Below are 20,584 nucleotides of genomic sequence, written 5' to 3'. Positions count from 1 at the left end.
CTCTCTTATTTTTAGAGAGGCGGCAGCCTGGTTTTATAGTTATATGCAAGAGTAGTTATTAATTAGATAAATAACTACCATCCCAAATTGGGTTTTCCAGGTTGAGGCGCTGTATTAAAGAACACGTCTCCATATTCCAAAGTTTTTGGTGTTTCAGACTTCAACAATTGGATACTGTAGCTTCTATTTGTTGATTGACCTGACCTCAAACTGTTGAACCCGCCATATTGATCCCTGTTAGAACCATCAGACAGATACAAGACAAAGCTATTCTGATCTACCCGTGCCTGTGTATTGTTTGTTTCCCTATAACTAACTTTCAGAGTGTTGGAAGTTGCTCCCTCAATTAAAGTAACATTTTTGATTTTAACAGTCAATCCATTAGGGGCTGTTTGTTCTGCATTGCTAATTTCCGGCAGCTTGGTTCCAACTGCAAGTATCTCACTAAATTGAATGCAAAGAGACCGATCATCCTCCCCCAAAAATTGGAAGGAAAGTCGGCCTCTTTGTCTTTTCTAAATGTTATGACACCCCAAGGTTCATCGCCCGAACAACGTAACCAAAACCTGTTCTGCGCTCATGTTCTTGATGCCGTCCGGATCGTTCAACAATGCATTACCGGATACATCCCACGACATCTTATCAAATTGGGTCAGATAAGAATAATCAGCTTTCGTGTTCGGAAATTTTTTGTACCATTCCGGATAGCAGGTGCTCATGTACCAACTAGCCAACTGTACAGCTTTGCTGTTGACTACCCCTGACGGTGTCGGAGTTCCATTAATCTGTACACCAGCCGGGGAGGAGTGGATGATCACAAGACTGCCGTCCGATGCTGTGCCCAGAACCATGTATACATGACCGGAGGAACTCAAAATATCCCCAGGTTTGTACCCGCTGATTTGATTGCGGTAAGTATACGCTCCCCACCCACGATCCGCGAATTCCTTGGACATTTGATCTGCGTACAAGACGTAGCCATCCTTATTGTTCTCACTGTTTACAGTATTATAAATGGTCCAACCGATGAAGCCGGAACAATCCAAACCGTTATGGATTTGATACAGCGTATTAGTATAATTATAGTTCGAGCCATACCGTTGGAAGAATGAATGCCATTGCGGATTGATCCCCATCGTAATCGCCTCTACTCCGGAACCATTATCCGCTTCGTTCCAACCGCCTCCCCAGACATAGAGCGTGCTTCCCAAAGGTTCCAGCGCTGTCTGCAGCAGGTGCTTCAGCGTCAACTGGTTTGTCTGCGTCCAATCCCGTTTATAGAACAGACGCTGGCCATCGCTGTACAGTTTTCCCAAAATAGTATTCTGGGAAATAGATTTGTCTGTCCATAACTGCTCGGAAGCGCCATCGACTACCGCTCTGATCTGATACGTTTCTCCTGGATTCAGATCCTTCTCGTTGAAGCTAAGGTTCGACCACAAACCATCTCCTGTTTGCGATACCGCTAATTCAATTCTGTGTCCACTTGTTGTGGATTGTAGGTAACCGGAAATTTTATCACTAGCTGCCTTAGCCCTTGTGCCATTTATATAAGTTGCATAGCTGATTTGCGCGGTCAGTTGGATGTTGGTGGACAGCGATTGCCATGCTGAACCAAATTGTGTAGCAATACCTCCGAAGTCCTTTTGCAGTGCAGCTTTCGCGATCCAACCTAATTCTTTGCCATCCAATGAAATCAGTGCCCAAGTCACGCCATAATCCATCACTTTTTCCTGACTGACCGTTACTGTCTTGCCTAAATAGTTGGCGCTTAAGCCCAACGTTCTGAAGCCCTTCACTCCCCAAGGCTGTGTGTTGATGGCATCTGTTCCTCTTACGATTAACGCAACATAATCCACTTCTGTCGTCGATGTGACTTGTGAGTAGCTACCTTGAGTCAAAGCATCCTTCGCGATCCACCCCAGCACTTCGCCGTTCAACGACATTTGTGCCCACGTCACGCCGTAATCCATTACCTGTTCCTTGGTTACTTCCACTGTTTTTCCAACGTAACCTGCGCTTGAGCCGACAGTTTGATAACCTTTCGCTCCCCACGGTGCCGTGTTGATGGCGTCCGTTCCGCGGCTGATCGTCGCTGGGTAATCTACAAGTGTTTCTTTTATGATTTGTGCGTAGGTTTGGACTTTCAAAGCATCCTTGGCAATCCAGCCCAATACTGCACCGTTCGATGAAATTTGTGCCCACGTAACGCCATAATCGGTTACTTGCTCTATGGTTACATCCACTGTTTTTCCGACATAGTCTGCGCTTGAGCCGATGGTTTGATACCCTCTCGCTCCCCATGGCGCGGTGTTAATGGCATCCGTGCCGCGGCTAATGGTTGCTGGGTAATCAACGACAGTTTCTTTTGTGATTTGTGCGTAGGTTTGGACTTTCAAAGCATCTTTAGCGATCCAGCCCAATGCTGATCCGTTCGATGAAATTTGTGCCCACGTAACGCCATAATCCATTACCTGTTCCTTGGATACATCCACTATTTTGCCGACATAATCTGCACTTGAGCCGATTGTTTGATAGCCTTTCGCTCCCCATGGCGCGGTGTTGATGGCGTCTGTGCCGCGGCTGATCATTGCAGCGTAATTCACAGCTGTTTCGGATGTGATTTTAGAATAATTTTGGACAGTCAAAGCGCCCTTCGCAATCCAGCCTATTTCTTGGCCATCTTTAGAAATCAAGGCCCATGTCACACCATTATCCGCCACCTGTTCTTGCGTAACCGTCACTTCTGTTCCAAGATAAGTCTGACTGGAGCCGACCGTTTGAAATTCCGCGGTTCCCCACGGTTTTGTGTTGATGGCATCGGTGCCTCTCGTGACGATTGCCGTGTAGGAAACTTCCTGAGTCGAAAGGATCTGAACGTAGGTTTCCGTTCCAGTTTCCTCAGCAGCTACAGTGGGTGCTGTTGCCGTACCCAGCGCTATGACGGCTGCCACTAAAAACGTCCAGGTATAGCTTTTTGATTTTATTTTGCGTGTGAAAGTGTTCATGTTTTCCTCCTGCGGAAATTGAGATGGCGAGACATTATTTAGCAGATTTTAACATTTCATTGAAGTTATTGATACTATTTTGTTATCTTTTTTTAATTTTCGGATAATAGTTTGGATTATTTCCGATTGAAGTCAACTTGTACGCAACAAGGCAGCCGCCTCATCCATCGGTGGAGAGGTGGCTGCCTGGGTTTTTGTGTAATTGTAGAGCACAAATGTTGTTCTCGGGGGGGGTTCGATGGGCGGGGTTAGCCAGACATACATGCCTTTCGTCGTCTGTTCGGTATTCTCCGCTATCCGTTCAGTCAACACATCGTGCGGTTGTCGGCTCTTCTGTATCTTCCGCTCTTCGTTCAGCCGACATCCTCAATCCATAAACGGTTATTCTCTATCGTTTTCCCCGGATTTCCGTTTAAAGAGGATTCCCAGCACTTGCACGGCGATGAGCGGGGTTATTGCCGCCAGCGCGATCATGCCGAGGCTTTCAGCCAAGAGATTTTCCCTTCCCATGGCTTCGCCGGCACCTTGGATGAAGGACAGGATGAATGTCGCAGTCATCGGGCCCGAAGCGACGCCTCCGGAATCGAAGGCGATGCTGACGAAAAGTGTCGGGGCGAAATAGGTCAGCGTCAATGCGATCAGATAGCCGGGCAGCAGATAGTGCCATAATTGAATCTCGGGAAAGACGATCCCAAGCATCACGAGCGCCACCGCTAAGCCAATCACCACGGAAAGCACCGCTAACACTACCCTTCTTTTCAGGAAGCCATCGGTAAGTTCCTCGATTTGGTGGGACAGGAGGTGAACTATAGGCTCTGCCAGGACGTTCACAAATCCCAATGCGAAGCCGATGACGATCAGATAACCTTTATTTTCCAGAGAGGCAACGCCGTATCCGACAGCTTTTCCGACAGCCATGAAGCCGGCGTTGGCACCGAGCATGAACAAGAATAAACCCGCATACGTCAGCATCAACCCGAATAGGATTCCCTTTTCATCCTGCCTTGACATGTCAAAAGAAATCCACTGGATCAGCAGAAAAATCAAAAAGATCGGCAACAGCACCACCATTACTTCCTTTGCTGTGATCGGCATCTGTCCAATGAAAGGGGAAAGGACACCTTTTTCTAAATTGTCAGGTGCCGTTCGGACCGTCGCGTCTGCGCCGCTGTTTCCAAAAAGGTCCATGACCATCACTGAGATGAGCGGACCAATCGAAACGACACCGATCAAGCCGAAACCACCTTTGCTGGAATCTTCATTTGCCTTCTTCACCTGCGAGTTTCCCAACGCAATCGCCAGAATGAACGGGATCGCCATGACGCCGGTTGTGGCATTGGTGGCATCAAATGCCAACAGGAAAACGGCGGCGTACAGCAGCGCCAACATTTTGTAGAGTGAGAGATTGCGGGCTATCCGGACTAGCCCCAGTGAAAGCAACATGGCGGTTCCGAACGTACCGGCGAATATGATTCCCCACTTGATCAGCACTCCGGATGTTAGCCAATCAAGCTGTTCTACCAGGAGATGCAGATCGGGTTCTGCGATTGTGATGATAAAACCAAGGGCCAATCCGGCACCGGCCAAAAAAGCGAGGTCGTCAGGTTTGGAAACCGTTGCACCCATGGCGTTACCGATGCGGCTGACGCTCAAGTTTGCCCCGTAAAGGAAAATGGATAGGCCGAAAATGATGAGTACGGCACCGATCAGGAAGCGGATGAGCTGCAGATCGGCAAGGGGCGTCAAGGTAGCATGTAACAACAGGACGATAATCGTGATGGGAAGGACCGCATACAGCACTTCCATAGCTTTTGAAAGCAGCAGCTTCATCGGATTCACCCCCTCCCAAAGGTTCCCTGAATAACGGCTGGTTTTTGTAAACAGCATTTTTATCATCAAAACCCGCTGGAAGGACAAATATTTGTCGGCGGTTAAGCGGGTTTATTCGGCATGTGTCTTGATTTCGTTTCGGAAAAGCGTGGACGTTTGCCGTCACGCAGGCCTATTTTGCTTGATTTGGCGAAATATCAATTTTATTCCGGCACTGTTGTTTCATTTTTGGTCAGGGACTGATATACCATTCAAGAATGTGACGATATCCTTTGCAATCAATGTGGGTTCTTCCCAATAGAGCATATGGCCCGATCCGGGATGCGCGATGAGCTTGGACCCTTTGATTGCTTCAGCTAGCGCGAGTTGGTCCTCATTCGTGATGATGGGATCCTGTTCGCCCCAGACGATGAGCGTGGGCACTTGGATTTTGGCGAGCTCGCCGGGAAAGGTTTCTTCAAACAGACCATTGCCGGTTTCCTCCCATACGCGCGCGGGCGCCTTCAGGTTTTCGGCTAACATGTTGGCCAAAGCTTCCGCAGGTGCCGACCGGGAGAGGACACTCTCCGCGAAACTTTTCACGAATCCGGGATCGATTGGATCCTTCAGATCCGCAAACGGATTCGGCCGCCCTGTCAGCATGGCAGGCGAACCCAATAGTACCAACCCCGCCGTCCGTTCCGGATGCGTTGCAGCGAAGCTGCGGGCTACGAAACCACCGCTCGATGCCCCTATAATGATTGCCTTCTGAATTTGCAGTGCATCCATGAACAACCGCAGATCCTCAACGAAATCGCGGGTGCGGTAGCCAGTCGCTGGCCGATCCGAATCGCCGTGTCCGCGTTGGCTCAAGGCGTAAGCATGGACGCTATCTGGAAGTTCCGCAAACAGCGGTTCGAAAATGCGCCAAGAATCCGCGATTCCGGGCAATAAGATGATTGGCGTACCCCAGTTTTCACCCTGTTCAGCGTAGCTAAGGTGCAAGCCGTTCGCCAGTTTGACATGCTTTGCGATAGGTTTCATTGGGCACTCCCTTTCATTAGATTACTTTTAAACGTGAGTGAAAGTGGGAGTATATTCTGCTCAGTCACTTTGGGTGACGACGATTTTTATGATTGCTTTCCGATTGCCCACGATGGCTTCGGGCAGGCCGATGATTTCCCCTTCGATTTCGAAGGTGCCGAATCTGTCGAGCTTGCTTAGGATAGCGGGCGTCAGCTCTTGCCATTTGACCCATTGCTGTGTATCCGTGCCGTCGTTGTAGCGGAGGGTGACGTAGGACGGGAACCCAACGAGCTGGCTGTGCTCAATGTCATATTGGCCGGCTTCCAGCGAGAAGGTCGCTTCATCCTGGGAGACGATTTTCAGTTTAGCGACTTGTTCGTAGTCTTCCGGTACCTTTTTCCAGACTTTCATGTAGTCAATCTGGAACATTTTCGGATACGGTGCTGCAGGGTCGAACGGACCCACCCACCAATTCTCGCGCCCTTCATAGGCTGACAGGATGGAAATCATCGGATAGACGACCTCTGCATCAAAAGTCCCAATCTCTTCATCGTCGAAGTAAAAGACGAAGCCTTCCGGTGTCCATTCGAAAGTGTAGAGATGGAATTCATTGCTCAAATCGGCATCGCCCACATCATGGACGAAATGTTGTTCTCTCGCTAACGGGTCCCGGTGCGCATAAAGCGAAGCCGTGACGACATTGCCGAAATTGAGGGCATTCTCGAAGACATCCACTTCCACATCCTGTTCCGGCGTGTCCTGGATCCCGACGAGCCACCAGGCACACATATTGCCGAGGCTGTTCATCATTTTCGCCCGGATTTCGAAGACGCCGTACTGCGAAATGAAACCCATAAATGGCTCGATATCGTTGCGTACCTCCAGGCCCTCCTTGAATTCATGAAGCCCAGTCCGGTTCCCGGTCATCACGCTGGATGTGCGGACGGTCCCGTCGAATTCGGGATTCCACGGCTGGGTATCCTCATTGATGATCAGATTCAGATTACCGTCCTCCACCTCGTAGATGGCACGCGCGGCCTCCATATCCGGCGTCCAAGAGGCGAGATACTGGTCATTCCAGATGGCAGGATCGAGCGGACTTTCGTCAAAATTCTCATCGAATATCAGGCGATAATCTCCGTTGTAGACCGGGGTCATGTATGTTTCATCCCCAAACGTCACCCACCGACTCAGCCGGGACTCCAATACAGCAGTCAAAGATGAGAAATCTGCCTGACGGAAACCGAAAAAGATTGCTGCAGCGACACTACAGGTGATCAGGACTTTCGTTGCTTTTTTCACAGTAGACCATCTTCTCTCGTGGATTTGCTTGCGATGATAGCGGTATGCGAGATGATATTGAATGGATGGTTGGGGAAGTTGAATAATTATGCGCTTGACGGAGTATCGTTCATCTCCATTATAAGTCCGCCTGATTCGGCACGCTAATTTTAGGACTTTTCCCGACCATATTTTTGAGGCGTATTCTGAATGCAAAAAGCATCGCGACCTTCAACGTTTGAAGGCCATGATGCTTTTTATGTTTTTTATACTTTTATGTTCACGGAAGCATTTCATAATTCTCTGGAAGGGCAAAATACTCCGGTGCTACGGTGTCGCTCATATCGATCACATCGAGATTGAACTGATTTTCCCCGGAAGCTGAGCGGATCCTTTGCAGGACATCACCCTCGAAATAATAAAACATCCGGTCCCCATTTGCGGCGTAGTATTCTTCATAGATGAGGTTCCCATCCTCCCAACTGCCCACATAGGTGCTGCCGATGTCCTTGAACGGCGGCGCTTCGATGATGCCATCATCTTTCGCTTCTTCAGTAGGATCCGCACTTTCATTCCGCGCAATCGTCTGATTTAAGTGATCGATTTCATAGGCCAACCCGTTCAAAGTGAGGTACGTCATGTCTGTGTTCGCCCCGCTTATCCGGATTGCCTTATCCGCCCCGTCAACAGCGACTGTCATCGACCGGTCCTCCAGCTGATCCCCTGTGAGCTCTTGGAAATGGTATTGCGCCACATATTGTTTGCTAGCAAAAATCGCGAAATAAGGATCGGCCAAATGGGTGCTGGAAATGCTCGTATCGGCCTCCGTAGATGCTTGGCTGTCGCTTCCCGCAATTGATTCGATTCGTTCACTTTGGCTGCTTGCCGTGATGCCGCTTGATTCGTTCGAAGCTGTTCCGTCTTGTACACAGGCGGTTAAAAATACGGAAATTGCCGTCAACGTCCCTATTAAAGCAATTTTTCTTTTCATTTTTCATAACCCTCCTTACGCCAAGCAAAAGGTTCGGTCTGTCTTTCTGGCTTTCGTTTCCTTGTGTTCATTATACGCCGGAATCATCTTGGTCACTATGAAAAGCCCTCGACATTCAAAAAGATGGCGAATGCGGGTGGCCGAATCATATCTTATCATTTGCATCTGCCTCTCCATTGGGCGCACAATAGAAATGAAGAAACGAATGATCTCTTACGTACCTGCAGCAACTACCTTAGTTGGCTCTTTTCATATACCCTCAAGCAAAGGTTGTGGAAACAATGATGTATGTGATTGTCTGCTTTGTTGCCCTTGGCGCATCTTTTTTGACCCTTTTCTCCGGATTCGGGCTGAGCACCCTGCTTATGCCGGCATTCGCACTCTTTTTTCCGTTGGAAACGGCCGTAGCCATGACGGCAGTCGTCCATCTAGCGAACAATATCTTTAAGCTGGTGCTTGTGGGACGTAAAGTGGATAAGGTGGTACTGCTGAAATTCGCTCTTCCTGGCATCGCTGCGGCTTTCGTTGGCGCGTGGCTGCTGACCTATTTTTCAGAATTGCCGCCAATCGCATCCTATGACATCGGCCAGAGGGAGTTCCAGATCTCGGTGGTTAAGGTAGTCATCGGACTCCTGATGATTGTTTTTGCCCTGATTGAGTTGCACCCGCGCTTCGAAAAGATGGCATTCGCTAAGAAATGGTTGCCGTTGGGAGGAGCCGTCAGCGGCTTCTTCGGCGGCCTGTCAGGCCATCAGGGTGCCCTCCGCTCCGCCTTTCTCAGCAAAGCGGGCCTCGAGAAGGAGGCCTTCATCGCGACCGGCGTTGCCGCAGCCTTCCTGATCGATCTTACCCGGCTTTCCGTTTATGCAAGCCACCTGGACACCATAGGCACGGATGCCGACTGGGCGTTGGTTTTGGCCGCAATTGTTGCCGCTTTTGCGGGCGCCTTCGTCGGCTCACGGCTTCTGCAAAAAATCACCTTGCGGGTGGTGCAGATTATCGTGGGCGTTATGCTTGCCCTGGTTGGTGTTTTGCTTGCTGTCGGGCTGATCTGAAGGCGCCATTGGTTGATGAAGGAGGTAGTGTTTCATGAATGAAATCATAACCATTGCCTTGAAGGCATTTCCGGTCATTGCGCTGATAACGACAGGGGTTGTTCTGGAGAAGACGGCCTTCATCAGCGCTGATGTCGTCAAAGGCATGAAGAAGCTGATCATGAATCTGGCTTTGCCTTGCCTTTTATTTCTGATTTTGTTGGATTCCGATCTGCAAGCGGACTATTTATGGGGATCCGTTGCAGTTTTTATCGCTTGCCTGTTGGCTTTTTCGATGGGTTTTTTGTTCAAAAAAATGTGGAAATCACCCAATGCGTTCTTCCCGTCGGTCTATTCCAGCTTCGTCACAGGCATCATTGGCTATCCGCTCTTCATCTCCACTTTTGGTGCCGAGCACCTGTACAGATTGGCCATCCTGGATATCGGCAATCTGTTATTCATCTTCATCGTGCTCGCGACATTTTTGGACAAAGTCGGCTGCAATCAAACCGGCAGAAAAAGGATGAGCCTGAAGGATCAGGTCAAACATATAGTCAAATCCCCTTTCCTGATAACCATGTTCTTGGGAATCCTGGTCTCTATGCTTGGCGGACAAACGTTTTTCCACACGAACCCTGTGCCTTCCGCCTTTGTGGCTGCCGCCGGAATGCTCGCAGAAATCACCTTGCCGCTTGTTCTGCTTGTGATCGGCTATGAGCTTCACTTTGATCTGAAACAGCTTTTGGTTCCGCTCCCGGCGGTATTGCTCAGAATCAGTATGATGCTCCTGTTCGCCTATCTGCTGAACACATTCGTCATCGACAGGTTGCTCGGCTTGGACCGGCTGTTCCAGATGGCCGTCTACACGATGTTCATCTGCCCGCCCTCCTTCATCATTCCTGTCTTCATCGAAGGCGATTGCCCAGACAAAAGCTTCATCCTGAACTTTCTTTCACTGAACGTCATCCTCTCCATAGTAACGTTCATCATCCTGATGACGGTGCTGCTCTGACGATCTGAATTGAGCGGGAGTTTCCCCGCCAAACAGTCTTTGGCGGTTTATTTCAGGCCTCATGATGCTGATTTAGCCCGCCAAATCGGTTTTGGCGGGCTATTTTGAACTACACACAATAGAAATACCCCGTCGAAACCGGTTTTGATGGGGTATTCCTTGTTATGTGAAAGAAAAAAGCAGCCGGTTACGGCTGCTCCACATACATATTTTTCTTGGTCAAGGTCCCGAACAGATCATAGAGGATATCATCCGTAATCTTGACTGGATTGTTATCGAGGTTCGGGTGGTGGGACAGCTGGACCAATTCATCCAGCTGCGCATCGGACAAATCCAGATCCACCAGATCCGTCCGCAAACCGATCTGTTTTTTCAGCGCTGTGATGGCTTCCGCCATCGCAGGTGCATCGGCGAAGCCGAGTGCTTTGGCGAAGGCTGCCACGCGGCCATCCGTCTCCAGCTGGGCGTTCACTTTGGCGAAGTAGTCGATTGTGAGACCGCAGGCTTCCCCGTGCGGGATGCCGTAAAGATTCGTCAACGGATAGGATACGGCGTGCGAAGAAGTCGTCTTCGGCAGCGCGAAGGCTAGGCCGGCGATGACGGATGCTTCGGCCATCTTCTCACGTGCCGTGGCGTCATATGGATTCGTATAGGCGAGCGGCAAGTATTCGAACACCAATTTGGCGGCATGGATCGCCAACGCATCGCAGATTGGCTGGTGATTCACGCTCCAGTAGCCCTCGATCGATTGGCAAAGGACATCGATTCCGGAGCAGGCGGTCACGGTCGGCGGGCAAGTATAGGTCAATTCCGGATCGACGACGGCATAAGCCGGGAAGAAGTTCGGCGAAAAGATCGGCGCTTTTTTCCCGGTTTCGTGGTCAGATAGGACCGCGACGCTCGTGACTTCGCTGCCGGTTCCGGAAGTCGTCGGCACGGCGATCAAAGGTAGGAATGTTTCCGGCAAAGCTTTGCCGGTGCCGTGGTAGAGACTGATCGACTCGTCCACCGTGGCGATTGTCGCGGCGGCCTTGGCTAGGTCCATCACGCTTCCACCGCCCAAAGCGACCACAAATTTGGAGCCCTTCGCACGCATCAGTTCGGCGCAGGCATCGACTTCGGCCACCTCAGGATTTGGCGAAACGTCACTGTAGACGGCGGTCAGCAAACCCTCAGCTTCCACGATTACTTTGTCGGCCAAACCGGATTTGCGGAAAGAGCGCGAACAGATCAGGATCCCATCCGTTTCTCCAAGCTCTGCGATGACCTCCTTCAAGGCGGAAATTTTGCCGTTTCCGAATATGATTTTCACTGGTTGTTGATAATTCCAATCCATTCCATGCACCCTTTCTATAGTTCATTTTGCTCTTTCAGACAGCTATGGGGCTGCCTCATGCGAGGCGCCCCATATTTTTGATGCTCATCTTAAATCAGATTGTCCACCTAGAATCGAAACCATGGATTCATGACTGCTATCCATGGTTTTTCCCGCGGGCTGGCCCGCTGAGACGGATACTTGCTCTTTATTCATCTTTTTTGCCATCGCCGGACCGAAGCCCGGCCTCACCTCTCATTATGCCATCCAACCTAAACAGCCAGCTCTTCTTTTTGGTTGATGACGTTCAGGATCGATTCGCGCATTGTCATGTATTGCTTGGAGTAGCGGGCGCTTTCGCTGTTGGCGCCGTCCATGTCGTAGGTGAAGTCGGTGTCGAGCACCTTCACGATGCGGCCGGGACGGCTGGACATGACGATGACTTTCGTCGCCAAAGACAACGCTTCGTCCACGTCATGGGTGATGAAGAAGACAGTGCTCTGGTTCTTCATCCAGACGCGGCGGATCAGCGCCTGCATTTTGTCGCGGGTCAGAGCGTCGAGCGCGCCGAACGGTTCGTCCATCAGGATCATGCCGGGTTCATTGACCAATACTTTGGCCAAGGAAGCGCGTTGCTTCATCCCGCCAGAAAGCTCATAAGGCTTTCGGTTGGCAAAGTCTGTGAGTCCGACAATTTCCAGGTATTCTTCCGTGATCGCTTCGCGTTCCTTTTCCGGAATGTTGCGCATGCGCAAGCCGAAATTGACGTTGTCTTTGATCGTCAGCCACGGATAGAGAGGCGGTGACTGGAAGACGACCCCGCGCTGCCAATCCGGTCCTTCGATCGGCTTGCCGTTCATCAAGGCTTGCCCGTCTGTGGGTTGCATGAAGCCCGAGATGATGTTCAAGAGCGTGCTCTTGCCGCAGCCGGATGGTCCCATTACGCAGATGAACTCGCCTTCTTGGATGTCGAGATTGACTTGGGCCAAGGCCGTCACTGTACCGATTTCGCTGTTGTAGACCAGTTCGACATCCTCCAGTTTTACCACTGTCTTTCCGTTTATTCCTTCATAAGCTCTCTGCATCGCGGTTCCCCCTATTATTTGGAATCCAAGTAAGCTTGGATGTATGTTGTGTTGATGCCTTCAGCGAAAGCTTCTTCGCTCGGCAAATCGGTGATGTTGCCTTGATCCAGGTAGAACTGACCCATGTCAAGCATTGTAGCGGCCATTGCGCCGACTTTCTCGGACGTGCCCAGATTGGCTGCATCCAATTGTTCTTCTGCGGAAATCCAGTTTTGGCCTTCCATTTGCAACTTAGCGGACTCTTCGGTGATGTTCAATTGCTCCGCGATGATGGAGATGGCTTGATTAGGATCTTCTCTGTAAAGCGTTACGGCTTTATCGACGGCAGCGATGTATTTCTCAACGATTTCCGGATAAGCTTCGCCGAATTCGCTGTGGACGATTTCGACGTTGGCTGTCATATACCCCATTTCAGCGACGTCTCCACTATGCAGAACGATGTTGCCGTCAGCCAGCAATTCGCTGAGGGTAGGCTCCCAAACATATGCAGCATCGATGTCGCCACGTTGCCATGCCGCAAAGATATCGGAAGGCTGCAGATCGATCAATGTGAAATCAGTCTCTTCAAAACCGCTGGAAGTGATGGCGCGCAGCAGGCTGTAGTGGGCGGTACTGGCGAAAGGAACGCCGATATTTTTGCCTTTCAGGTCTTCCAAGGAGGTAGCGTTCAGTGCGCTTTTCGCTGCTAAAGCCTCTACCGAACCGAGCGTCTCATGGATCCAGATCATTTCGATTGGGATGCCTGAAGCGATGCCCAATACGGCCGAGCCCGAACCGGTCAATCCGAAGTCGACGGCGCCGGAAACCATGGCCTGGTTGATTGCTTTTCCACTTTCGAATTGGACGATTTCGACTGGCACACCCATTTCATCCTCAAAATAGCCTTCCGCTTTCGCGATGCCTTCGTCATTCGGCATTTCCAAAGTTGCGATGATGACTTTCTCAGGCAAATCCCCATCCGCTGATGCGGTGGAAGAATCGGTCGCGCTGTCTGCGCCTCCGCAAGCCGCGAACAAAAGTGCTGAGCAAGATAAGAACAGTAGTTTAGAGAACATGTGGTTTTTTTTCATAAAAAGCCTCCGATTATTTTCCTGCCCATGGGACAAATTTATTTTGTATGATGACGATGATTTTATCCAAGAGAATGCCGGTGATGCCCATGATGATGATGCCGACGAAGACGATGTCGCTGCGCAGGTAGTTGCTGGCATCGAGGACCAGCCAGCCGATTCCGGTCATGGCCGCAACCATTTCAGCCGAAACGAGGGTCGTATAGGCGACGCTGAGTGCGGTACGCAAGCTCGTCAGGATATCCGGCAAGCAAGACGGCAGGATGACATGGAAGAATACTTGCGTCTGGCTGGCGCCGACCGTTTTCGCACTGTTGATGAAGTCTGTGTTGACTTTCGCAACGGCAGAGACGCAGCTGACGTAGATCGGTGCAAAGGCTGCCAGGAACAATAAGGCGACTTTCGAAGCATCCGCAATTCCTAGACCCATGACCAACAAAGTGTAGTAAGCCAATGGTGGCAACGGGCGGTAGAAGTTGATGATTGGATCCAATACCGCTTTGATCTTCGTGTTGTAGCCGCTGAGCAGGCCCAACGGAATCGCGGCGACGATCGCCAATCCGAAGGCACTGAGCAGGCGCCATAAGCTGGTACCGATGTGCTGCAGCAAGGAGAAGCCTTTATAGCCGTTGAAGAGGATCTCCACGAAGGCCGTCCAAACCGCCAATGGGCTTGGCAGTAGCATCGGGCTGACCAGCCCTAGCGCGGTAACGACATACCAGAGCACCATGATCGCTGTGACGGTACCGATGGTGATCATTTTTTCCGGCTGGACCCTCTTTCGTCTTTTCTTAACCGCGATCGCGGACGTGCTTTGCTCGGGAATCACTGCATCGCTTGTGAGCGTATCTGCTTTCTTCATAAAATTGTCCTCCTTGGTCTCTTTTCGCCTAACCTGTTTCATGCACGGCGTACCTGATATTCACGGGCGATTGTCTGTACGAAAATTTTCCCGTCCCCCGACTGGCCAGTACTGTTGACCGCCAACAAGATGCCGATTACGTTTTCCACATGTTCATCCTCCGTCACGATTGTAAACATCCGTTTCGGCATCAGCACGCTGTGACCGACTGCTTCGCGGAAGTCTCTGCCTATCAGCGGATTCTTGCCGCGTCCGAAGACTTTTCGGCAAGTGAAGCCCGGAAAGCCACCTGCAGCCAGTTTTTGTTTCGTTTCCGTCACCTTGTTCAGGCGAATGATCGCTGTCACTTCCTTCATACAATTCCCACCTTTACAGTCCTTCTGCGCCGCTACTGATCGTATAGGCATTTTCGATTGCGTGCACGAATATTCTGCCGTCGCCGTAATTTCCCAAATCGCTTGTGCGCGCCTGGGACGTAATGACGTCGATGATTTCTTTCTCATAGGCTGCTTCAGCCACCAGGAACAGCAATTCCTTCGGCAGTTCGTCGTAGAAGACGTCGCCGATATGGATGCCGGCCTGTTTCCCCCGTCCGTACACGTCCATCCGCGTCACGGCGGTGTGCCCTTTTTCAGCGAGCTTCGCCAAAATCTGTTCGGTCTTCTCCGGCCTCACGATGGCCTCAATTTTCACTAGCATGCGCTCCACCCCTTTAGGCTGTTTTCTTCATTGAAATAGTAGATTTTTTAGAAATGTGTTGCGGCCAGGAGCCGGCGCAGTTTACAAATAGGTTTTATCGACAAGCGTCAGCACTTCATCCAGTATCGGCAGTACTTCAGCCAACTCTGCTTCGGTGATCGTAAGCGGTGGGCAGACACTGATCGTCGTTTCGCGGCCGAAAGTCGAGAAGCCTCGGTCCTTCAGTTCCTTGTAGATGGCCGGCATGATCCGGTTCGGCGTGTTGAAGGGCACGAGCGGTTCGCGCGTTTCCTTGTCGAGCACCAGTTCCACCCCGCAGAAGAGGCCGTAAGTCCGGACATCGCCGACGCAAGGATGCTTGGCTTTCATCTCTTCCAGGTAGCCCTTCAATAGTGCGCCGATCTTTTCGACGTTGGCGGCGATGTTTTCATCCTCGTAGACTTCCAATGTCGCCAAGCCGGCCGCGCAAGCCAATGTGTGGCCGCTGTAGGTCAACCCGCATTGGAGTTGATTCTCGGTGAAGTATTCGCTGATCCATTCGGAGACGATCACGCCTCCCAGTGGCACATAGCCTGATGTCACCCCTTTGGCGAAGGTGATCATGTCCGGTGTGAACCCGTATTGTTGGAAAGCGAAAGCTGTTCCGGTCCGGTAGAAGCCGGCCATGACTTCATCGAGAATCATCACGATGCCGTAACTGTTGCAGAGGTTGCGCACCCCTTCCAGGTAGCCTTTCGGATAGGCAATGATGCCGTTCGCTCCAATGACCGTTTCCAACAGAATGGCCGCCACATTGTACGGTCCCTCGTATTGGATCTGTTCATCCAGTTTCTTCAGGTAGAAAGCTGTCAGTGCCTCTTCGGTTTCAAATGGAAGATTGTCGCGGTAAGGAGAAGGATTGGAAAATTTCACAAAGCCGTTCGCTCCGCCAATTTCAGCAGCGAACCTGCGGGAATCCCCGGAAGCATTCGAAGCCGCAAGCGTGGCGCCGTGGTAGCTGTGGTAGCCGCTGAACACTTTCGTGCGCCCCGTAGCGATCCGTGCCATCTTGATCGCATTCTCGTTCGCGTCGGCTCCGGCATTCGTGAAGAACACGCGCGCCATATCCCCGCCGGCCAGCTCGACCAGTTTCTTCGCCAATAAAGACTTCACATCGGTCGCATAACTCGGTGCCATGAAGCACATCTTTGCAGCCTGATCCTGGATCGCCTTCACGACTTTCGGATGCTGATGACCGATGTTCGCATTCACCAATAAGGAGGACATATCCACTTGACGGTTGCCTTCATAGTCCCAGAAATAAATGCCTTCCGCCTTTTCGACTGCCATTGCCGCTTGGCCCTGCTTCGACCAGGCCCGCATCACGTACTGTTGATCCATCGCTATTACTTCTTCTCCGGTTAGAGATGTTGCTGTCGTTGTATTCCATGTTGCGTTCACTGTCATGCTGTTCCCTCCCGATGAAATTTCTTTTAATCGTTTTTTAATATATCCACATAATACGGGGATTTAGATTCATCGTAAATAAAAAGCTCTAATTTCATGATAGCATTTATGACATTTCTGCTTTCATCCGGAAAATATTCCGCTTACAACGGGGTTAATTTGCTGTCCTTTGTCAGTTATGTAAGGTTTCTCTGAAAAGAAACTGACTTATTCTTCCGGATAATTGTGAGGGGTTTCAAGTTTGTTTTGAGTGGAATGAGGCGAAATAACTATCGATATATTTAAGTGCCGTTACAGAAAACGACGCCAGTTCCCAGGAATTCGCGTCAGCTTTACTGACATGCTTCGATGGCGGAAGACTTTTTTAACGGTTATGAAGAGGAATCATGTGAGGTATCCTGCCGTTGTTAGGGTCGGGTTTGGGAGAATTGTCGGAAGTTCACCTAATTAATAAAAGACAAAATGTTCAAAAGAACGCAAAAAAACAAAAGGGCCCTGCCCAAACTAGACTTGGTTTGTCTAGTTTGGGCAGGGCCCCACTCATTCACTATTCTGTTTATTTAGCTACGCCGGCAGTCCATTCTGCGACTAGATCCGGATTTGCTTCAACGAAGGCTGCAGCAGCGTCTTCGGCTGATTCGCCTTCATAGATTTGGAGCATCAATGCTTCAACATCTTCGATGGTCCAGTGGAATTGATCCAATACTTGATAAGCTTCAGGCATGTCGGTTTCGAGTCCTTCACGTGCCATCGTGTGGATCGTTTCTTCGCTGCCGAAAGTTCCCTTGGGATCATCCAGGTATTTCAGGTCATAGGACGAGAACATCCAATGCGGGTTCCAGGCTGTTATGACGATGTCTTCTTTATTTTCGATTGCTTGTTCGAGTGTGACGGTCATTGCGCCGGATGAGGATGTTTCGATTGCCCAATCACTCAGATTTGAGTAATCCGTGATGGCACGCTCAGCAGCTGCCACGATACCTGCACCTGGCTCGATTCCGGTGATGGATTTGCCGGCTTGATCGGTCAAATCTTCGATCGAGTCGACATCCATATACGCAGGAACGGCCAGACCGATTTTCGCGCCTTCAAGATTTCCACCTAAGTCGACCATCTTATCGCCATATTCTTCCAGTTGCGCGCCGTGCGTTCCTGGCAGCCAAGCGCTCAGCATGGCATCCGCTTCGCCTGTGGAGACGGCTTCCCACATGATTGCGTTATCCAATGGGGTCAAGGTCACATCGTATCCGAGGTCTTCCAGAACTTTTGCGACAACTTGGTTTGTGGCCACTGCGTCATCCCATTCGACGTAAGCCAGTTCGATTTTCTGGCCTTTGCCGACTGTATCTTCCATAGATGCTTTATCTTCTGTTGCACCGCATCCGGCGGCGAGCAGAGTGACTCCTAAGCTCAATCCGGCGGTAAGTCCGAGGCGTTTCCAGTTATGTTTTATTGATTTTTTCATAGGTATGTTTCTCTCCTTTTTGTTTGGCAATTAGGAACGATTAAGTCTTTATGTTGAACTTTTTTTACTGAATTTCTGGGTCAAGCGGTCAATGATGATGGCAAGCACAACCAAAGCCAACCCGGATACGAATCCAGAACCGATTTTGGCGCGTTGCAAAGCGGAAAGGACATTCCGGCCCAATCCGGGTGCACCGATCATCGAAGCGATGACGACCATCGACAAGGACAGCATAACGGTTTGGTTGATGCCGGCCATGATCGTGGATTTCGCCAGCGGCAATTCGACTTTGAATAATCTTTGCGCGCCGGTGCTGCCGAATGATTCGGCTGCTTCAACCAATTCGGTGGAAACTTGTCTGATCCCCAGATTCGTGAAACGGACGGTCGGCGGGATTGCGAAAATAAGTGACGCAAGCACCCCGGGAACCATGCCGATTCCGAAGAACGCTACGGCCGGGATCAGATAAACGAAAGCCGGCATCGTCTGCATGAAATCCAAGACCGGATTGATGATGTTGTTCGCGATTTTGTTTTTCGCCATCAGGATACCGAAAGGCACACCGATCAGGACGGACAGCAAGCTCGAAAACAGGACCAATGTTAAGGTAAACATCAAGTCTTCCCAGAGCCCTTGGTTATGAACGAACCAGAGTCCGACGACGGAAAAGATGGCCAACCCGAATTTTTTACCCGAGGCAAAGAACGCCAACAGCGCCACTAATGCGATCAGAATGACTGCCGGGATGGCAGTCAGCGTTGAGGTCATCAAATCGATCAATGTCTGCGAAGACTCTTTGATCGGATCGAAAAGAAAACTAAATGTATCAGCGGTCTTGTCTGTGATATATTCAGCAAAATCGGCAACCGGTAATTCAGGTATGAAATTCAATAGATTATCCATTTACGGACACCTCACTTTCTCCCGCCAAAGCAGCTATGACAGCTCCTCGGACAAGGACACCCACCAATCTGTCGTTTTCGATGACAGCGACCGGCGAGCTTGAATCATGGATGATTGGGAAAATATCGCTCAAGGTAGTATCTTTGGAGACGGTCGGGATATCTTCTCTGAGGATACCATCCACTCTAGTAGTGTTGGCTTTCAGCGCTTTCGTAGCGTCCTCGGCAGTGATGTACCCTTTCAGTCTGCGGCGATTGTCCACCACAAGGATTGTAGAAATCCCTTCTTGACGCAATAATTCCAATGCAAAGAGCGGACCATGTTTTTCAATATTCATGACGATCGGACGCTTCATGATGTGTTCGGCAGTCAATACTTTCGAACGGTCGACGTCCTCCACGAATTTTTCGACATAGCGCGTTGCCGGATTGGTCAAAATTTCCTCCGGCGTACCGATTTGGACCAATTCCCCGTCTTTCAGCAGCGCAATTCGGTCACCGATGCGCAAAGCTTCATTCAGGTCATGGGTGATGAAGATGATGGTCTTGCTGACATTTGCCTGCAGATCCAACAATTCATCCTGCATCTCACGGCGGATCAGCGGATCCAAAGCCGAGAACGCCTCATCCATCAACAGAATTTCCGGGTCATTCGCCAAGGCACGGGCCAATCCGACCCGCTGCTGCATCCCACCTGATAATTGGTTAGGATACTGATGGCTGTAATCGCCCAGGCCGGAATTTTCCAATGCCTGTTGCGCTCTTTCCTTGCGCTCGGCTTTTGCTACGCCTTGCACTTCCAGACCGTACTCGGTGTTCTCCAATATGGTGCGGTGTGGGAATAAGCCGAAGTTCTGGAAAACCATACTCATTTTTTCCCTGCGGACTTGGCGCAATTCCTTCTTGTCCATGATTGATAAGTTCTCTCCGTCGATCAGGATGTTTCCCTTCGTCGGTTCGATCAAACGGTTGAACATCCGCACAAGTGTCGACTTTCCGCTTCCGGAAAGCCCCATGATGACGAATATTTCCCCTTCTTCTATGGAAAGACTGACGTTGTTGACCCCGACCGTCGCTCCAGTGGCGCGCAGGATATCTTGCTTGCTCTTCTTTTGTTCAAGCAGTTCCAAAGCCTTATCTGCTTTTTTTCCAAAAATTTTCGTTACGTTCTCTATTTCTATTTTCGGCAAGTGCATTGCTCCTCTCAAATTTTCGATGCTGTATGTGTGGATTCTGTTGGTAATGGGAATGAAATCCCGAATCCGATTGTGCGTCTCCGTAATGTACAAATATAGTGTTACATTTTCATTTATTCCGAAAATATAAATTGAAGATAATTTCGTTACATCACAAAGGTATAACCACTATTATCCAGTTATGGCGCGGATATGCAAATCAAAATTGAATTATTTGTGAATTTTTTGCGAAAAAGGATGCGGTTACACACGCTTCCTAAAGGTAACCGTGAAGAATCCGATTTTTTTTTAAAACAGTTGTTTGCAGAATCAGTATGTTGCTATTCCGTGCTTTCAATATAAACACAAGCCGTGCTGATGGCTCCCATTTTGCACACGCAAAA

At 50.1% G+C, this 20,584-nt stretch carries 15 protein-coding genes and 1 pseudogene; 2 read left to right on the top strand and 14 right to left on the bottom strand.

The genetic code is table 11. From position 1 onward, the window contains the following. Nucleotides 1-539 precede the first annotated feature (539 nt). The 5 genes from BLV66_RS09275 to BLV66_RS09255 form a co-directional block, all read right to left on the bottom strand. Complete coding sequence (locus tag BLV66_RS09275) at nucleotides 540-3,008, bottom strand: SH3-like domain-containing protein (protein WP_086985823.1); 2,469 nt, start codon at nucleotides 3,006-3,008, stop codon at nucleotides 540-542. 381 nt (nucleotides 3,009-3,389) lie between these two features. Further along, a complete protein-coding gene (locus BLV66_RS09270; RefSeq protein ID WP_086985822.1) occupies nucleotides 3,390-4,838 on the bottom strand; it encodes a DUF1538 domain-containing protein in 1,449 nt (482 codons plus the stop codon). Nucleotides 4,839-5,060: 222 nt separating this feature from the next. Next, a complete protein-coding gene (locus BLV66_RS09265) occupies nucleotides 5,061-5,861 on the bottom strand; it encodes an alpha/beta fold hydrolase (protein ID WP_086985821.1) in 801 nt (266 codons plus the stop codon). Between the two features lie 60 nt (nucleotides 5,862-5,921). After that, nucleotides 5,922-7,145: a family 16 glycosylhydrolase gene (locus BLV66_RS09260; protein WP_086985820.1), complete on the bottom strand. Its 1,224-nt coding sequence runs from the start codon at nucleotides 7,143-7,145 to the stop codon at nucleotides 5,922-5,924. A gap of 259 nt (nucleotides 7,146-7,404) precedes the next feature. Further along, nucleotides 7,405-8,115 (bottom strand): hypothetical protein, encoded by a 711-nt coding sequence (locus BLV66_RS09255; protein ID WP_086985819.1) that lies wholly within the window; start codon nucleotides 8,113-8,115, stop codon nucleotides 7,405-7,407. A 281-nt stretch (nucleotides 8,116-8,396) separates the two neighbouring features. Here BLV66_RS09255 and BLV66_RS09250 point away from each other — a divergent pair, with 281 nt between their 5' ends. Both BLV66_RS09250 and BLV66_RS09245 read left to right on the top strand, forming a co-directional pair. Further along, nucleotides 8,397-9,170, top strand: coding sequence for a sulfite exporter TauE/SafE family protein (locus tag BLV66_RS09250; protein WP_086985818.1), 774 nt, complete (start codon nucleotides 8,397-8,399; stop codon nucleotides 9,168-9,170). A gap of 34 nt (nucleotides 9,171-9,204) precedes the next feature. Next, entirely contained in the window at nucleotides 9,205-10,161 is a 957-nt protein-coding gene (locus BLV66_RS09245) for an AEC family transporter (protein WP_086985817.1), read from the top strand. A gap of 187 nt (nucleotides 10,162-10,348) precedes the next feature. Here BLV66_RS09245 and BLV66_RS09240 read toward each other — a convergent pair whose 3' ends face one another. The 9 genes and pseudogenes from BLV66_RS09240 to BLV66_RS09195 form a co-directional block, all read right to left on the bottom strand. Beyond that, complete coding sequence (locus BLV66_RS09240) at nucleotides 10,349-11,497, bottom strand: iron-containing alcohol dehydrogenase family protein (RefSeq protein WP_086985816.1); 1,149 nt, start codon at nucleotides 11,495-11,497, stop codon at nucleotides 10,349-10,351. Nucleotides 11,498-11,748: 251 nt separating this feature from the next. After that, nucleotides 11,749-12,561, bottom strand: a complete 813-nt coding sequence (locus tag BLV66_RS09235) for an ABC transporter ATP-binding protein (RefSeq protein ID WP_086985815.1) — start codon at nucleotides 12,559-12,561, stop codon at nucleotides 11,749-11,751. Nucleotides 12,562-12,575: 14 nt separating this feature from the next. After that, nucleotides 12,576-13,631, bottom strand: a complete 1,056-nt coding sequence (locus BLV66_RS09230) for a taurine ABC transporter substrate-binding protein (RefSeq protein WP_086985814.1) — start codon at nucleotides 13,629-13,631, stop codon at nucleotides 12,576-12,578. Nucleotides 13,632-13,644: 13 nt separating this feature from the next. After that, on the bottom strand, nucleotides 13,645-14,493 hold the full coding sequence (locus BLV66_RS09225; RefSeq protein WP_086985813.1) for an ABC transporter permease: 849 nt from the start codon (nucleotides 14,491-14,493) through the stop codon (nucleotides 13,645-13,647). A 38-nt stretch (nucleotides 14,494-14,531) separates the two neighbouring features. After that, complete coding sequence (locus tag BLV66_RS09220) at nucleotides 14,532-14,849, bottom strand: P-II family nitrogen regulator (RefSeq protein WP_086985812.1); 318 nt, start codon at nucleotides 14,847-14,849, stop codon at nucleotides 14,532-14,534. 13 nt (nucleotides 14,850-14,862) lie between these two features. Beyond that, entirely contained in the window at nucleotides 14,863-15,192 is a 330-nt protein-coding gene (locus BLV66_RS09215) for a P-II family nitrogen regulator (RefSeq protein ID WP_086985811.1), read from the bottom strand. An 81-nt stretch (nucleotides 15,193-15,273) separates the two neighbouring features. After that, complete coding sequence (locus tag BLV66_RS09210) at nucleotides 15,274-16,638, bottom strand: aminotransferase class III-fold pyridoxal phosphate-dependent enzyme (protein WP_086985810.1); 1,365 nt, start codon at nucleotides 16,636-16,638, stop codon at nucleotides 15,274-15,276. Nucleotides 16,639-17,194: 556 nt separating this feature from the next. Continuing rightward, nucleotides 17,195-19,006, bottom strand: a pseudogene (locus BLV66_RS15790) (ABC transporter permease/substrate binding protein). Continuing rightward, a complete protein-coding gene (locus tag BLV66_RS09195; RefSeq protein ID WP_176974198.1) occupies nucleotides 18,999-20,201 on the bottom strand; it encodes a quaternary amine ABC transporter ATP-binding protein in 1,203 nt (400 codons plus the stop codon). Before BLV66_RS09195 ends, BLV66_RS15790 begins: the two are co-directional and overlap by 8 nt. Nucleotides 20,202-20,584 lie beyond the last annotated feature (383 nt).

This window comes from Trichococcus collinsii, from assembly GCF_900107505.1.
Taxonomy (GTDB): Bacteria; Bacillota; Bacilli; order Lactobacillales; family Aerococcaceae; genus Trichococcus; species Trichococcus collinsii.
Note: the sequence above shows the minus strand (reverse complement) of the source record. Positions and strands in the feature narration are given on the sequence as shown.

Coding starts and splice junctions, on each gene's coding strand:
- BLV66_RS09235 (WP_086985815.1), bottom strand. CDS start 12,561: ATGCAGAGAGCTTATGAAGGAATAAACGGAAAGACAGTGGTAAAACTG.
- BLV66_RS09240 (WP_086985816.1), bottom strand. CDS start 11,497: ATGGATTGGAATTATCAACAACCAGTGAAAATCATATTCGGAAACGGC.
- BLV66_RS09210 (WP_086985810.1), bottom strand. CDS start 16,638: ATGACAGTGAACGCAACATGGAATACAACGACAGCAACATCTCTAACC.
- BLV66_RS09220 (WP_086985812.1), bottom strand. CDS start 14,849: ATGAAGGAAGTGACAGCGATCATTCGCCTGAACAAGGTGACGGAAACG.
- BLV66_RS09270 (WP_086985822.1), bottom strand. CDS start 4,838: ATGAAGCTGCTGCTTTCAAAAGCTATGGAAGTGCTGTATGCGGTCCTT.
- BLV66_RS09275 (WP_086985823.1), bottom strand. CDS start 3,008: ATGAACACTTTCACACGCAAAATAAAATCAAAAAGCTATACCTGGACG.
- BLV66_RS09265 (WP_086985821.1), bottom strand. CDS start 5,861: ATGAAACCTATCGCAAAGCATGTCAAACTGGCGAACGGCTTGCACCTT.
- BLV66_RS09225 (WP_086985813.1), bottom strand. CDS start 14,493: ATGAAGAAAGCAGATACGCTCACAAGCGATGCAGTGATTCCCGAGCAA.
- BLV66_RS09230 (WP_086985814.1), bottom strand. CDS start 13,631: ATGAAAAAAAACCACATGTTCTCTAAACTACTGTTCTTATCTTGCTCA.
- BLV66_RS09255 (WP_086985819.1), bottom strand. CDS start 8,115: ATGAAAAGAAAAATTGCTTTAATAGGGACGTTGACGGCAATTTCCGTA.
- BLV66_RS09215 (WP_086985811.1), bottom strand. CDS start 15,192: ATGCTAGTGAAAATTGAGGCCATCGTGAGGCCGGAGAAGACCGAACAG.
- BLV66_RS09245 (WP_086985817.1), top strand. CDS start 9,205: ATGAATGAAATCATAACCATTGCCTTGAAGGCATTTCCGGTCATTGCG.
- BLV66_RS09250 (WP_086985818.1), top strand. CDS start 8,397: ATGATGTATGTGATTGTCTGCTTTGTTGCCCTTGGCGCATCTTTTTTG.
- BLV66_RS09195 (WP_176974198.1), bottom strand. CDS start 20,201: ATGCACTTGCCGAAAATAGAAATAGAGAACGTAACGAAAATTTTTGGA.